The 13,673-nt window shown below is 65.2% G+C and carries 14 protein-coding genes; 7 read left to right on the forward strand and 7 right to left on the reverse strand.

The genetic code is table 11. The features are described 5' to 3' along the window. Positions 1 to 89 precede the first annotated feature (89 nt). From AC07ZH_RS01120 to AC07ZH_RS01145, 6 genes are all read left to right on the forward strand, one after another. A complete protein-coding gene (locus AC07ZH_RS01120; RefSeq protein WP_495198190.1) occupies positions 90 to 2,096 on the forward strand; it encodes an erythromycin esterase family protein in 2,007 nt (668 codons plus the stop codon). 523 nt (positions 2,097 to 2,619) lie between these two features. Continuing rightward, positions 2,620 to 3,273: a BON domain-containing protein gene (locus AC07ZH_RS01125; protein ID WP_119109252.1), complete on the forward strand. Its 654-nt coding sequence runs from the start codon at positions 2,620 to 2,622 to the stop codon at positions 3,271 to 3,273. A gap of 47 nt (positions 3,274 to 3,320) precedes the next feature. Then, positions 3,321 to 3,782 carry a CBS domain-containing protein gene (locus AC07ZH_RS01130; RefSeq protein WP_119109251.1) on the forward strand — a complete coding sequence of 154 codons (462 nt, stop codon included), beginning with the start codon at positions 3,321 to 3,323 and terminating at the stop codon, positions 3,780 to 3,782. 148 nt (positions 3,783 to 3,930) lie between these two features. Next, entirely contained in the window at positions 3,931 to 4,359 is a 429-nt protein-coding gene (locus AC07ZH_RS01135) for an Hsp20/alpha crystallin family protein (RefSeq protein WP_119109250.1), read from the forward strand. A 4-nt stretch (positions 4,360 to 4,363) separates the two neighbouring features. Further along, positions 4,364 to 4,843: an Hsp20/alpha crystallin family protein gene (locus AC07ZH_RS01140; RefSeq protein WP_119109249.1), complete on the forward strand. Its 480-nt coding sequence runs from the start codon at positions 4,364 to 4,366 to the stop codon at positions 4,841 to 4,843. A gap of 68 nt (positions 4,844 to 4,911) precedes the next feature. Next, positions 4,912 to 5,733 carry a universal stress protein gene (locus tag AC07ZH_RS01145; RefSeq protein WP_495198191.1) on the forward strand — a complete coding sequence of 274 codons (822 nt, stop codon included), beginning with the start codon at positions 4,912 to 4,914 and terminating at the stop codon, positions 5,731 to 5,733. Between the two features lie 100 nt (positions 5,734 to 5,833). Here AC07ZH_RS01145 and AC07ZH_RS01150 read toward each other — a convergent pair whose 3' ends face one another. The 3 genes from AC07ZH_RS01150 to AC07ZH_RS01160 are packed head-to-tail and all read right to left on the reverse strand — an operon-like array spanning position 5,834 to position 7,975. Beyond that, on the reverse strand, positions 5,834 to 6,973 hold the full coding sequence (locus AC07ZH_RS01150) for a DUF8173 domain-containing protein (protein WP_495198192.1): 1,140 nt from the start codon (positions 6,971 to 6,973) through the stop codon (positions 5,834 to 5,836). A gap of 6 nt (positions 6,974 to 6,979) precedes the next feature. Continuing rightward, positions 6,980 to 7,504 carry a flavodoxin family protein gene (locus AC07ZH_RS01155; RefSeq protein WP_495198193.1) on the reverse strand — a complete coding sequence of 175 codons (525 nt, stop codon included), beginning with the start codon at positions 7,502 to 7,504 and terminating at the stop codon, positions 6,980 to 6,982. A 45-nt stretch (positions 7,505 to 7,549) separates the two neighbouring features. After that, positions 7,550 to 7,975, reverse strand: a complete 426-nt coding sequence (locus AC07ZH_RS01160; RefSeq protein WP_119109245.1) for a universal stress protein — start codon at positions 7,973 to 7,975, stop codon at positions 7,550 to 7,552. 502 nt (positions 7,976 to 8,477) lie between these two features. Here AC07ZH_RS01160 and AC07ZH_RS01165 point away from each other — a divergent pair. Further along, positions 8,478 to 8,927, forward strand: a complete 450-nt coding sequence (locus AC07ZH_RS01165) for a host attachment protein (protein WP_495198194.1) — start codon at positions 8,478 to 8,480, stop codon at positions 8,925 to 8,927. 118 nt (positions 8,928 to 9,045) lie between these two features. Here the strand turns inward: AC07ZH_RS01165 and AC07ZH_RS01170 are convergent, their stop codons facing one another. The 4 genes from AC07ZH_RS01170 to AC07ZH_RS01185 all read right to left on the reverse strand — a co-directional run. Beyond that, positions 9,046 to 10,212, reverse strand: a complete 1,167-nt coding sequence (locus AC07ZH_RS01170; protein ID WP_495198195.1) for an ABC transporter substrate-binding protein — start codon at positions 10,210 to 10,212, stop codon at positions 9,046 to 9,048. Between the two features lie 88 nt (positions 10,213 to 10,300). Next, positions 10,301 to 12,157 carry an AMP-dependent synthetase/ligase gene (locus AC07ZH_RS01175; protein WP_495198196.1) on the reverse strand — a complete coding sequence of 619 codons (1,857 nt, stop codon included), beginning with the start codon at positions 12,155 to 12,157 and terminating at the stop codon, positions 10,301 to 10,303. A 246-nt stretch (positions 12,158 to 12,403) separates the two neighbouring features. Next, positions 12,404 to 13,222: an ABC transporter ATP-binding protein gene (locus AC07ZH_RS01180; RefSeq protein ID WP_119109500.1), complete on the reverse strand. Its 819-nt coding sequence runs from the start codon at positions 13,220 to 13,222 to the stop codon at positions 12,404 to 12,406. Continuing rightward, positions 13,222 to 13,673 (reverse strand): ABC transporter ATP-binding protein C-terminal domain-containing protein (locus tag AC07ZH_RS01185; RefSeq protein WP_495198197.1); only part of this gene is annotated, 452 nt, incomplete at its 5' end. The genes AC07ZH_RS01185 and AC07ZH_RS01180, both read right to left, overlap by 1 nt.

Here is a 13,673-nt window from a genome sequence, read left to right on the forward strand (position 1 = left end):
GACTCAATGCCTGGTGAATGCGTCTCGCAGACCATAGGCCATTGCGTTGCCATCGCTGGGATGGCCGTTGCGTTCCAGGAGGCAGCCCTATGAATCATTCGGAATTTTCTCGGCGCCGGGCTGTCATGGTGGAGCGGTATGTGGTGGGCCGCAATGTGCGTGCTGAGCGCGTGCTCGACGCCATGCGCGAGGTGCCGCGCGAGGAGTTCGTGCCCAAGGCATTGCTGGAATTCGGGTTTGACGATGTCGCGCTGCCCATCCCGGAGGGTTTGTTGCTGCCGTGTCCGAGCGAGGTGGGCGTGATGCTGGCCGCACTGGACCTCCAGGCGCGGGACAGGGTGCTGGAGATCGGCACTGGCGTGGGGTATGTGACGGCGCTGCTGTCGCGTTTGTGCGCGAGCGTCTACAGCGTCGAGCCCCAGGGGCCGGCCGCATTGGCGGCCACGGCCACGCTCGCGCGTCTGGACTGCCACAACGTCGAGATACGCCACGACAGCGGGGCCCAGGGATGGCCGGAGGAGGCGCCGTTCGATGCCATCGTGGTGCACGCCAGTGCCCGCCACGTTCCGCGCGTGCTGAGAGAGCAGCTGGTGCCGGGCGGGAGACTTGTCATGGCGCTGGGGGACGATCCCGAGGTCGCGGAGCTGGTGCGTGTGACGCGCTTGCCGGACAACCAGTTTCGTGTCGAGGACATGGCCGACATCGGGCCGGCTCCGGTGCTGGGGGAAGCGCCGCACGTGCACCCGCATGCGGGTGCCATGTGGCGCAGGCCGGCAGGTGGCAAGGAGGCGGCTGTTGCGGACGCCGCGCTGGCGCGCCTTGTGGCCGAAGCGGCCCAAGCGTTCGACTCGGTCGAGTCCGCCGATCTGGAGCCGCTGCTGCAGCGCGTTGGTGAGGCGCGTGTCGTGCTGCTGGGTGAAGCCACCCACGGCACCTCCGAGTTCTATCGCATGCGCGAGCGCATCACGCGCGAGCTGATCGCCCGCAAGGGTTTTTCCTTTGTCGCCATTGAAGGCGACTGGCCCGATGCGGCGCGGATCGATCGGTCCGTGCGCGCGGGTGCGGCGCCCGGCCAGGCCTGGTCCGGGGTCGCCCGATTTCCCGCCTGGATGTGGCGCAACGAGGAAGTGCGGGGCTTTGTCGATTGGCTGCGCGAACACAATGCGCAGGCGAAGCAACCCGCTGCGTTCCACGGGCTGGACCTCTACAGCCTGTACAGCTCCATCGACGCGGTGCTGGCCTATCTGGACCGGGTCGATCCCCCGACGGCGCGGGTGGCGCGGCAGCGCTACGGGTGTCTTACCCCCTGGGAGTCCGATCCCGCCAGCTATGGCCTGGCGGCATTGACCAGGCGCTACAGGAGCTGCGAGCCGGACGTCGTGAAAATGCTCGTCGACCTGCAGCAAAAGAGCCCGCTCTACATCGGCCAGGATGGCGAGCGCCTGCTGGACGCGCTTCAAAACGCGCGGGTCGTCAGTCAGGCGGAGCGCTACTACCGCACCATGTACTACGGTTCGCGCGTGGCCTGGAATCTGCGCGATACCCACATGTTCACGACCTTGCGGCACCTGCTGTCGTTCCATGGCGCGCAGAGCAAGGCCGTGGTGTGGGCACACAACTCGCATGTTGGCGATTCGGCCGCCACCGAAATGTCGCTGCGCGAGGAATTCAATCTCGGGCATCTCTGTCGCCAGGAATTCGGGAAATCGGCCTGCCTGATGGGTTTCGGAACCTACGCAGGCACCGTGGCCGCCGCCACCGACTGGGATGGCCCTATGGAAGTGAAGGCCGTTCGACCCGCCCTGCCGCGAAGTTACGAGTCCCTGTTTCACGCAAGCGGTATCGCGTGCTTCTTGCTGCCGTTGCGTGAACCCTCCCTGTCCAAAGCCCTGCTCGGTGGCTTGGCAGCGCCTCGGCTGGAACGCGCGATCGGCGTCCTCTATCGTCCCGAGACGGAGCGCCAGAGCCATTATTTCGATGCGGTGCTCCCGAGCCAGTTCGACGAGTACATCTGGTTCGACGAAACCCATGCAGTGACGCCGTTGCCGATGAAAGTGGGCGAGGGCTTGGCCGACACCTATCCTTTTGGGGTGTGACGAAGCAGCAGTGGGCACAGGACCGCCATGCGGGCAGGCGTCTTGAGCAGGGCTTGCAGGGCTCGGCCCGGAGGGCGAACACCGCATCGCCGAACATCGGTCCCGCTTCCTGGCATCGCGGACAGCGGGATCGATTGACTCCGCTCAACGGGGCCCGCCGCGAAGCCCTTCCGGGGTGGCCCCTTGCTCGCCGTGCGAGGATTTCCCGCAGTACGGATATCCGCAGTGTTTCTCCATCGTTTGCATGATCTGAGGCCGCGTTGAGCATGCTCAACGGGCCAGCCACCGGCGCCGCCGATACTGCAATTGCCGATGCCTCTACGGGTCAAACCGAAATGCAAAGGCCAAGTGAGGATTTCCCTTAGGGGAATGTTCGTGGAGTGTCAATCACCCCATGAAGGGATGAAGGCAACCTCAGACCGGTTGAGCCCGAGAGGGTCTTGCCGGGGACCTTCACCTTGGCCTGCCCTCCGAAAGGACGGCAGGCCATCTTTTTTCACACCTCTCAACAGAAAGGTTGAACATGAAATCCGATATACAGATCAAGAAGGACGTGGAGGACGAACTCGACTGGGACCCTTCGATCAATGCCGCCGAGGTGGGTGTGGCGGTCAAGGACGGAGTGGTCACGTTGTCCGGCCAATTGGATAGCTTCATCGAGAAGTACGAGGTGGAGAAGGTGGTGCAGAGGGTGGCTGGCGTGCGCGCCGTGGCGATCGAGATCGATGTGAAGCTGAACGGCGGCAGCAAGCGCAGCGACACGGAGATCGCCCATGCGGTGGAGACCGCACTCGCCTGGCACAGTTCCGTACCGGCCGAACGCATCAAGGCCAAGGTCGAGAAGGGCTGGGTCACACTCAGCGGGGAGGTCGACTGGGAATACCAGCGGGCCACCGCAGCCAATCTGGTGCGACCCTTGCTCGGGGTCGTGGGCGTCAGCAACGCCATTGTGCTCAAACCCCGAACCACACCGGGCAACATTGAAAAACGCATCCGGGACGCGCTGACCCGCCGGGCCGAGCGCGAGGCCAAGGGCATTGAGGTAAGCATCAACGGTTCGACGGCCGTACTGCGCGGCTCGGTGCACACCTGGGCCGAGCGCGAGGCTGCCCAGGGCGCGGCCTGGTCGGCGCCCGGCGTCACCCGGGTGGACAACGAGTTGCGCGTCAACTCCTGAGGTCCGATCCGCGCGGCCTTGATCAAGCAACTTGGCTGGAGAGCGACATGCATGAAAAGATGCTGGCAAGAGATATCTGCAACCGTATCGTGGTGGTCGCCGAACGCGGTCTGTCGTTGGTGAAGGCGGCGCAACTCATGCGCAAGCGGCATGTCGGCTCTCTGGTCGTTGTCGACGAAACCGGAGCAGGGCCGCTGGTGGTGGGCCTGCTCACAGATCGCGACATCGTGGTGGCGGTAGTGGCCAACGAACTCAACCCGGCCCAGCTCACGGTGGGTGATGTGATGGGCCATGAATTGATCAGCGCACTGGAAGACGACTCGATCAAGGACCTGCTCGCGACCATGCGGCGCAAGGGCATCCGCCGGTTGCCGGTGGTCAAGCCGCAAGGGGTTCTGGTCGGGCTGGTGACGATGGACGACGTGCTCTCCCTGATGTCCGAGCAGATGCGCGAGATGGCCGCGGTGATCGAGACGGAATCCCTGCGCGAGCAGCGTGAGCGCACTTGATGGCATCGCCAGAGAGTGCTTCCGCATTGCGTTCACTCAATGGCGCCAGGACCTTGCCGTTTCAACATCTTTCCTGCATTGGCACATTCCTCGTGATGTCGTGGACCTGTCAGGCAATCCATCTCCACCGTTCAACAGGAGCATTACCATGAACGAGCTTCTCCCCCTGGATCCCTTTGCCATTGACCCCTTCGACGATGCATTGCGCTCCTTCATGCGCCCATGGCGCGTCGAGATGCCGGAAGCAGCGCCGCGCATCAAACTGGACCTCTCGGAGCAGGACGGCAGCTACGCCGTCAAGGCCGAGATTCCCGGCGTGAAGAAAGACGATATCGACGTACGCATCGACGGCAGCATGGTCACCATCAGCGCCGAAATCAAGTCCGAGAAAGAGGAAAAAGGCAACGGTGGCCGCATGCTGCGCCGCGAACGCCAGGAGGGCTACGCCAGCCGCAGCTTCAGCTTGGCTTGTCCGGTGGACGAAAGCAAGGTCGAGGCCAGCTACAAGGATGGCATCCTGACCCTGACCTTGCCGAAGAAGGCGGATAGCTCCAGCAAGCGAATCGCGATCGCGTGATGCCATGAGCACGCTGACCAAACCTTGGCAGCAGGGCGCGCAACAGGCCTGGGCTTCGCTGGCGCACGGCTGGAGAGATCTGCGCAGGCGTGCCGGCGGGGCGCTCACGCGCTTTCGGCGCAGCGATCTGTCCGGCCGCGATGCCCGTGCAAGTTGGGGGCTGGTGGCCGCCGACCTGCGCGTGGAGGATGACCGCATCATCGTGCGCATGGAGCTGCCCGGCATGAACCGGGAAGATCTGCAGATCGACATCGACGGCGACCGACTCAGCGTGTCGGGTGAAAAGCACCTTGAGCAAGAGAGCGGCGATGGCAGCTACCGCCTGGTTCAGTGCGCCTACGGCAGCTTCCGGCGCAACCTGGTCCTGCCGCATGCGGTCGATGCAGAGCGCACCCAGGCACACTACCGTAGCGGCGTGTTGCGCATCGACATGCCGCGCGCAGACCGCGAGCGCGGTCGGCGCATTCCCGTCCATGCGGCATAGGCGCGTTTCAATCGGTGCAAGCGCAGGTACCAATGTGGGTACCGCCACTTTAGAGGGAGTGAATGCGTATGCAAACGCCCAGAACCATCCTGCTGCACCTCGACAGTTCCGTCCGCACGCCAGAGCGCATCAAGCTGGCGCGCCAGTTGGCGGACGATTTCGAGGCCGAGGTCATCGGCCAGCCCTGCCTGTTGACGGCCCTGGTGAGCTACCCATTCGCCATCGAGGGTGCGGCAGCAACCATCGCCCTGATGGAGGATTTGGACCAGGAAGCCATCGAGAAAATGCGCAGCACCTTCCGGCAACTCGCGGGCGAGAGTGAGCGGCTGCGCTGGGCCGAGCCGCTGGCCGATGGGCCGTGGGGCTTTGCGCGCCGGGCGCTGTATACCGATCTGATGATCCTGGGCCAGCGCGATGCGGACGACCCCGCGGCCGTGCAATTGCCGGCGGACTTTGTCTCCAGCGTGCTGCTCGAGAGCGGCCGTCCCGCCCTTGTTCTGCCCTACGCCGGCGCGATCGGTCCCGTCGGGCGCAACGTGCTGGTGGCCTGGAAGGAGACCCGGGAGGCCGCCCGAGCGCTGTCGGCCGCCCTGCCCTGGCTGCAGCGCGCACGGCATGTGCACGGGGTGTGTTTCGGTAGAGCCACGGATGCGCCGCTGCGCTCGCTCCAGGGCTATCTGCGCGTGCATGGCGTGGACATCACGGTGCATGCGGGAGGTCCTGAGGGCAACGATGTGGGCAGCCACCTGCTGTCGATGGCTGCGGATGTGGGGGCGGATTTGCTTGTGATGGGCTGCTACGGGCACCGCCGAGCGCGCGAATGGGTGCTGGGGGGTGCCTCGCATACCGTGTTGGCCTCGATGACGCTGCCGGTGTTGCTGTCGCATTGAGCGTGCTTGGGAAACTGGGTGCCCCGGTCGCACAAGGAACTCCATTTTGCCGGTGCCCAGGACAGGAACACCCCTGCGCGGCGCAGATGGGAACTGCGGCTCAAGGCGTGTCCCTGGGGCGGCTGGCCAGTCGGCGGCGCCACTCCAGCACGCAGGCGCCCAGGCCGACGGCCATGGTGGCGGTTGCCAGCAGGGGCCCCACGATCGGAATCATCCCGGCCATGAGCAAGGCGATCACGGCCACGGCCATCCAGCCGTAGGACACAGCCGGCCCGGTGACTTGGCCTCGCCGGGTGCGCGCTGCCAGCCAACGCGCCGCAAACAACGCACCAATCAACCAGCCGAGCAGCAACAGCGGCGGGTACAAGGCCATGACCACCAGGCCCAGCGGGATGCCCAGCAGCGTGAAGAGGAGCAGCAGGGCCAGCATCGGCAGGGCGACCAGCAACCCCGCGCCAACGCCCAAGGCGAGCCAGGGTCGGGTCTCGATCTGGTGCGCCGCCTGATCGGCAAAGTGGGAAAAGACGAACAGCACGAGACCGGCCAAGGTCAGCACACCGAGCAGGCCCATGGACAGCGGCACCAGCAACCACCACCCACCCATGGCGGGCCACCGCCCTTCGTGCATGGGGTGCCTGCCGTTCCATCGCGGGCGTTCGCCAAACAGCCAGTCGACACGTTCCACAGGGCCTGAAACCACCGCGGCCGGATCTTGCGTGGGGGCGGATGCGGTATGGCGCAAGCTGCCCCCGACGTGGGCCTCTGGCCCGAGTTCGAGTTCCTCGACGGCGGCCTGCACGTTGCCGCCTACCGGTCCGTTGAGCACCAGCCGCCGGGCGCGCACGTTCAGCGAACCCTCCACCCGGCCGTCCACCCGCACATCGCCACCCGCGAGCTCGGCGCCACCCGCCACTCGCGCGGCCTTGGTCAGCCTGAGGTTGCCGGCTGCGGCCAGCACGTCGCCACCGATGGAGCTTTCGACGACCACATCGCCTCCGGCGGCGCGCAGGTCGTCGCCCACTGGAGCGTGCACATCGACCGTGCCACCCAGGAGCAGAGCGTCGCCAGCCACGGGGAGGCTCACCAGTACATGCCCGCCCATCGCGGCGAAGTCGCCCTCGACCACCGCTTCAGAGCGCACCGATGGACCCATCATCTGCACGTTCTGCTTGACCGCCGTTGGCTGGCAGAACGCGGCGGATGCCGACAGGCCGAGAAAAACCAGTACAGCGGCTTTCATGGTGCTTCAGGCGTGCGCCTGACCATACGTGGAGGCAGTGAAACTGGGGATTGAGCGCGCCCGCTTGAGTTCGAGCAGGAATTGGTGGAATGCCGGGTTGTGCTGGCATTTCGCCACCGCGCGTTCGGCCAGGGCCAGCCGCGCCAATGCAGGGCGGCCACACAAATGCTCCAGGTCGTCCAGTGCCTTGTCGTATCCGGAACCGCCGCAAGTGCAAAACACCGCCACATTGTCCAGCTCGCTGTGGTGGCGTTCCACCCAGGTGCGCATCGGACTGGCCACGCCCCAGAACCATACGGGTGTGCCCAGGATCACGAGGTCGTAGTCGCTCGGGCGGTGGTGTCCGGGTTCGATCGGCGGGCGCCAACCGAGAAGCGCTTCGACTGCGCTGCGCAGGTAGCCAGACATGCCCCCCCGGCTCTGTCGGTCCTCGATGCGCTCGATGTCGGCATGGCAGGAGGCCGCAATATGCCTGGCCACGTGGTCGGTGTGGCCCGTTCGGGAGTAGTGGACAACCAGGATGCGGTTCACGGCGGGGTTCCTTTCACAGACATCTTTCGCGGACATGTCGCTACCTCACTTCACCAACAACACGGGCACATGCGAACGGTGCACCACGCCCAGGGCCACCGAGCCGAGGAAGAGGCTGCCCGCCGCTCCCAGGCCGCGCGTGCCCATGGCGATCTGATCGGCACTGGTCTCACGCGCCAGCCCCACGATCTCCTCGGCCACCGATCCACTCGTGCCGTGCTTGCCACCCACTATCAGGCCCAGGCCTCGTGCCCGCTGCGCCGCCTCTTCCAGAATCCGCTCCTGCCGTTCACGCCGGGCCCTCTCGACCTCCTCCTGCGCCAGGGCCGGGAGTTCGCCGTAGTACACCGGGTTGCTCACGTTCACGAGCGCCACCTCCAGGCCACCCGGTCCGCGCGGCAGCCACGCCACGGCCTCGATAGCGTGGTTGGCGTGCTCGGAGCCGTCGACTGCAATCAGGACCTTGAACATGGTGATCCTCCTTGTCCCCAGGATGGGATGTGCCAACTGCCGTCAGGCTGGCGGTAGGTGGCGCTTCACGTCTGCGCCACGCTTGTACAGATGACCGCCGCAGTGCGGTCTCCAGGGCCGGATTGCGAAACCACTTTCCCGCCAAATGCTGTGTGCAGCAGAGGCCTTCAGTCTGTGCGGTGCCGCAGGCGGTGGCCTTGAGCGTACTCAATGGCCGCGCAGGTGCGATGCCCCGCTCTCTGCTGTACCGCCCCGGCCTGGGCTGATAGCCCACCCGCGTCGGCCACGTCGCCCTCGTGCGCCAGCCCGCCTCTCTGCAGGACGCTGGTGGTCCGCCTTCGGCGCCGGCACGAATGGGAATCCGCGCCCCACCGTGCACGGGGTTCTGTGGCGAAGGCGCCCGCCTGTTGCGCCCCCCGCCTGCATCCATGTTGATCGCACTCAGTGGTGTGTGCCCTCGCTGGTCCTAGATTGGGAGCCCTCGATTCGGAAAGGAACGGCCATGAGTAAGCAGTGGATTCTGGTTGCCAACGGGGCCCTGGCCCGATTCTTCAGCCGTGCCGGCGCGGGCGATCCGCTGGTGGCGCTGGAGACCATCGACTTTCCCCAAGGTCGTCTCAAGGATGGTGAACTTGAACGGGACCGCCAGGGCCATGAGAGCAGCGACAACAGCACAGCTGCCGCGCACTTCGAGCTGCACACCAGCACGCGCCAGAAGGTGATGCACCAGTTCGCCTGTGAACTGGCGGCACGGCTCGAGGAGGGCCTGGCACAGGGGGAATACGAGGCCTTGTGGCTCACGGCATCCAGTCCCTTCCTGGGAGCCCTCAAGGCCGTTCTGAGCCATGCCGTGGCCGCCCGGCTGCAGTGGGTGCACGATGCGGATTTCACCAGCCTGGACGCAAGTGCCCTCGAAAGCCGTCTGCGCGAACTGCGCCGGCCCGCACGCTGAGACTACCGGGGCGCGGTTCGCCGCGAGCGCTTCACAAGCGCGAGGCGGCTCGCGCCCCCGCGCATGGCGGCAAAAAAAGAGCCGCCTACTGGGCGGCTCAGGCGACCGGTGCGCAGGCTCAGGGCTGCACGTAGTCGGACACGACCTTCCACTTGCTATCCTGGATTTGCGACAGGCGCGAGAGGTTGCTGCCCAGGCGCTTCTTGGGGCCGAAGGTGGCCTCGGCGCTGCCGAAAATGTCCGGCGGGATCACCATCGTGTCCATGGCCTTGATGAAGCTGTCGGTGGTCAGGTTCTTGCCCGCCTTCTGCGCTGCGCGGATGAACGAGTCGATGATGTCGTAGCCATAGACCGAGAACACGGTCGGGTCCTCGTTGAACTTGGTCTTGTACTTGTTGGCCCAGAAGCGGATCGGCTGAGAGGCCTCATCCAGGTAGGGGTTCTGCACCGTCATGGTGGCGTAGAGCCCGTCCATGGCTTTGCCGCCCAGCTTGTGGATCAGGTCGGTATAGGCCGCGCTGGAACCGAGGAAGGTCGGGTTGAAGCCCGTCTTGCGCGCTTCGCCAATGGTGCCGATGGTCTCGCGGATGATGGTGCCCAGCACGACGAAGTCGCAACCCGCAGCCTTCATCTTGGCCACCTGCGAGGAAAAATCGGTGGCACCGCGCTTGAATGACGTTTTCTCGGTGTAGTCCGTGCCCATGGCCTTGAGAGCAGCTTCACCACCGCGCTCGACTTCCAGGCCGAACTCGTCGTCCTGGTAAATGGTGCAGACCTTCTTGGCGTTCTTTTCCTTCACCAGCTTGGGCAGGGCCAGGCGGATCTGGTCGTAATAGGTCGCGGCAAACGAGTACTTGAGCCTATTGAAGGGCTCGTACATTTCACGCGCGGCGGTCACCGGGAAGAAGTTGATGACGTTCTTGGCGAACTGCACCGGCATGGCGGCCATGTTCTGCGCCGTGCCGATGTGGCCGACCATCATGAAAATTTTGTCCTGGTTCACGAGCTTTTGTGCAGCCAGCACGGCGCGCTTGGGGTCGTAGCCCGAATCTTCCACCTTCAGTTCGAGCTTGCGGCCATCGACACCGCCCTGCTCGTTGGCCTCGTCCACGCGCAGCATCATGCCCAGGCGCACCTGCTTGCCAAAACCGGCCAGCGGACCGGACAAATCCTGAATCGTGCCCAGCGTGATGGTGTCCTTGGTGACGCCCTGCTGCGCCTGCGCCAAGGCGGCGCCCGTGGTGCCCAGCGCGAACGCCAGGGCTGCGAGGTGGTGAAGTTTCATGGCTTTGTCTCCTGTGGGTGGAAGGGTTATAGAACGATGCAGCGCAGCAGACACGGGCAATTTCCCTAGGAACCGCGCGCCGCGCCATTCATCGGTACATCGCCTCGATCTGTTCGGCGTACTTCCTTTCCACCAGCTTGCGCTTGAGCTTCATGGTGGGCGTGAGCTCTTCGTCCTCGGCGGTTAGTTGGGTGTCGAGCAGGAAGAACTTCTTGAGCTGCTCGACCCGCGCGAACTTGGCGTTCACGCGGTCGAGCTCGCCCTGAATCAGCGCCTGCACCTCGGCCGTGCGCGTCAGGCTGGCGTAGTTGGAGAAGGGCACGTCATGGTCCTGCGCGTACTTCTCGACGTTTTCCTGGTCGATCATGACGATGACCGTGAGGTAGGGCCGCTTGTCGCCGATTACCACTGCGTCGGTGATGTAGGGGCTGAACTTGAGCTCGTTCTCCAACTCGCTTGGCGTCACGTTCTTGCCGCCGGCGGTGATGATGATGTCCTTCATGCGGTCGGTAATGCGCAGGTAGCCATCGGCATCCATACTGCCCACGTCGCCGGTGTGCAGCCAGCCTTCGGCGTCGATGGCTTCGGCGGTTTTTTCTGGCTGGTTCAGGTAGCCCTTGAACACGTTGGGGCCGCGCACCAGGATTTCGCCCGTGCCCTCGGCAATACGCACTTCGTTGAACTGCGCCGCCGGGCCGATGGAGCCAGGCTTCATGCGGCTCGCCGGTACACCGGTGGCAGCGCCGCAGGTTTCCGTCATGCCCCAGACTTCCAGCATGGGCACGCCCAGCGCCAGGTACCACTTCACCAGCTCTGGCGAAATCGGCGCCGCGCCCGTGACGAGAAAGCGCGCCTTGTGGATGCCGATGAGCTTGCGTACGTTGTCCAGCACCAGCCAGCGCGCCAGATAGAAGCGCAATTTCAGACTGGTGCCGACGGCTTCACCCGCCAAAACCCGATCGGCAATGCGCGTGCCCACGCCAATCGCCCAGGCGTAGGCGAGTTGCTGCAGCCGGGTCGATTCTTTCAGCGAAATCATCACGCCCGAATAGAACTTCTCCCACACACGCGGCACGGCGGTGAACACCGTGGGAGAAATTTCGCGCACGTTCTCGGGCACGGTGTCGGGGTTCTCGACGAAGTTGAGTTTCGATCCGGTGTAGAGCGAAAAGTATTCACCGCCCATGCGCTCGGCGATGTGGCACAGCGGCAGGAAGCACATGGCTTCGTCGGCTTCGCTGCGCGCAATCAAGGTGTTGTAGCCGCGCAAGGTGTAGGTGATGGCGCCGTGCGTGTGCATGGCGCCCTTGGGCTTGCCGGTGGTGCCCGAGGTGTAGACGAGGATGGCGAGGTCCTGCGGTTGGCAGGCCTGGGAGCGGCGTTCGAGCTCGCCTGCGTGCTGCGCCAGGTACTCGCGCCCCAGGGCGCGCAGCGCGGGCAGGCCCATCACGCCTTCGTCGTCCAGGGCGCGCAGGCCTTCCATGTCGAAGACCACGATCTTGCGTAGCAAGGGTAGCCGGGCGCGCACTTCCAGCGCCTTGTCGAGCTGCTCGTCGTCCTCGACAAACAGCACGCGGGTGGACGAGTCTTCGCACAGGTACTGCACCTGCACGGCGGCATCGGTCGGGTAGATGCCGTTGGAGACGCCGCCGCAGCACAGCACGGCCAGGTCTGCCAGCACCCATTCGATGGTGGTGTTCGACAGGATGGAGGTGCACTCGCCCGGCGCCAGGCCAAGCGCCATCAGCCCGCCAGCGATCTCGCGCACTGCGTCGGCGGTCTGGTTCCAGGTCCAGCTTTTCCAGATGCCGAGCTCCTTCTGGCGCAGCCACACCTTTGGCCCGCGCGCCGCCACCGCGTTCCAGAACATCGCGGGGATGGTGTCACCGGCCAGCACGTCGGTGCCAGCAGGCTGGATGTGGCTGAGATCCCAGAGGTTAGACATGGCAATGATCCGAAGCGCTACGCGCCGCCCACAGTGGATAAAACTGGCACGGGCCAAGACCTGTGCCGCCGCGCAAGGGCCGCCCCGCCGCGCTGGGGGCGTCGCTCTCCCACCTCGCGCAGCGAGTCAAGAGAGGGGCTGAGGGCCGCGGCTCCAAGCCTGCCTGCGCAGGCTTGGACGCGCCCGAAGAGCGGCCGTCTCCGGCGGACGCACGGAGGCGCGAAGCGCCTCAGGAGGGGCTTCATTTCACCTCCATGTCTTCTTTTTCTTCCAGCGCCGCTCGCCGCGCACGCCTTGGTCCTTCATGCCGAGGTAGAACTCTTTGATATCGTCCTTCTCGCGCAGCACGTCGCAACCGCCTTCCATGACGATGCGGCCGTTCTCCAGCACGTAGCCGAAGTCGGCGGCGTTGAGGGCCATGTTGGCGTTCTGTTCGACCAGCAAAATGGTGGTGCCGCGTTCGCGGTTGATGCGCACCACGATCTCGAAGATTTCCTTCGTTAAACGCGGCGAGAGCCCCAGACTGGGTTCGTCGAGCAGGATCAGCTTGGGCGCGGCCATCAGCGCACGCGAGATCGCCAGCATCTGCTGCTGGCCGCCAGAGAGCAGGCCTGCCTCCTGCGCAGCGCGCTCGCGCAGGATGGGGAAGTAGCCATAGACCACCTCCAGGTCGCGCGCCACGGCGTCGCCGTCGCTTCGGGTGTAGGCGCCCATCATCAGGTTGTCGCGCACGGAGAGCAGGGCAAACACCTCGCGCCCTTCGGGTACGTGCACCATGCCGCGCCGCACGATGGCGGCCGGGTCGTGTGCGGTGATGTCCGCGCCCTCGAATTCCACGCTGCCCCGGCGCGGGTCCAGGATGCCGGAGATGGTTTTGAGAATGGTGGTCTTGCCCGCGCCGTTGCTGCCCAGCACAGCGGCAATCTCGCCTGGCTGCACCTTCAGGCTCACGCCCCGAATCGCTTTGATCGGGCCGTAGGCGCTCTCGACGTTTTGCAGGCGCAACAGGGGTTGTGCAACCTTGCCGTGGGCGGGAGCCATGGTGGTTTCGGCGGCGCCGCTCATCATGTGGCGCTCCTGGCGGGAGCGCTGCCGGCTGGGCGGCGCAGGCTGGCGACTTCGTCGATGCTGCCCAGGTAGGCCTCGATCACGCCGGGGTGGGCCTGCACTTCCTGCGGCGTGCCCAGCGCGACGACCTCGCCCTGGTTCATGGCCAGCACGCGGTCGGATACCTTGGACACGAGCGACATGTCGTGTTCGACCATCAGCACGGAAATACCCAGGTCCTGCTGGATGTCCTGGATCCAGAATGCCATGTCTTCGGTCTCCTCGACGTTCAGGCCCGACGAGGGCTCATCCAGCAGCAAAAGCCGCGGCTCAGTGCACAGCGCGCGGGCCAGCTCCACCACCTTGCGCACGCCATAGGGCAGGCCGGCCACCAGCGTGTCGCGGTAGTGTTGCAGGTCCAGGAACTCGATGATTTCCTCGGCCTTCGTGCGCGCCCGCACTTCGGCGG

The organism is Simplicispira sp. GW247-4R2A (genome assembly GCF_059424465.1).

Bases quoted from the DNA above. Each gene is read 5' to 3' on its own strand.
- AC07ZH_RS01125 (WP_119109252.1), top strand. From the start codon at position 2,620: ATGAAATCCGATATACAGATCAAGAAGGACGTGGAGGACGAACTCGAC.
- AC07ZH_RS01160 (WP_119109245.1), bottom strand. From the start codon at position 7,975: ATGTTCAAGGTCCTGATTGCAGTCGACGGCTCCGAGCACGCCAACCAC.
- AC07ZH_RS01145 (WP_495198191.1), top strand. From the start codon at position 4,912: ATGCAAACGCCCAGAACCATCCTGCTGCACCTCGACAGTTCCGTCCGC.
- AC07ZH_RS01175 (WP_495198196.1), bottom strand. From the start codon at position 12,157: ATGTCTAACCTCTGGGATCTCAGCCACATCCAGCCTGCTGGCACCGAC.
- AC07ZH_RS01150 (WP_495198192.1), bottom strand. From the start codon at position 6,973: ATGAAAGCCGCTGTACTGGTTTTTCTCGGCCTGTCGGCATCCGCCGCG.
- AC07ZH_RS01180 (WP_119109500.1), bottom strand. From the start codon at position 13,222: ATGAGCGGCGCCGCCGAAACCACCATGGCTCCCGCCCACGGCAAGGTT.
- AC07ZH_RS01120 (WP_495198190.1), top strand. From the start codon at position 90: ATGAATCATTCGGAATTTTCTCGGCGCCGGGCTGTCATGGTGGAGCGG.
- AC07ZH_RS01140 (WP_119109249.1), top strand. From the start codon at position 4,364: ATGAGCACGCTGACCAAACCTTGGCAGCAGGGCGCGCAACAGGCCTGG.
- AC07ZH_RS01170 (WP_495198195.1), bottom strand. From the start codon at position 10,212: ATGAAACTTCACCACCTCGCAGCCCTGGCGTTCGCGCTGGGCACCACG.
- AC07ZH_RS01130 (WP_119109251.1), top strand. From the start codon at position 3,321: ATGCATGAAAAGATGCTGGCAAGAGATATCTGCAACCGTATCGTGGTG.
- AC07ZH_RS01165 (WP_495198194.1), top strand. From the start codon at position 8,478: ATGAGTAAGCAGTGGATTCTGGTTGCCAACGGGGCCCTGGCCCGATTC.
- AC07ZH_RS01135 (WP_119109250.1), top strand. From the start codon at position 3,931: ATGAACGAGCTTCTCCCCCTGGATCCCTTTGCCATTGACCCCTTCGAC.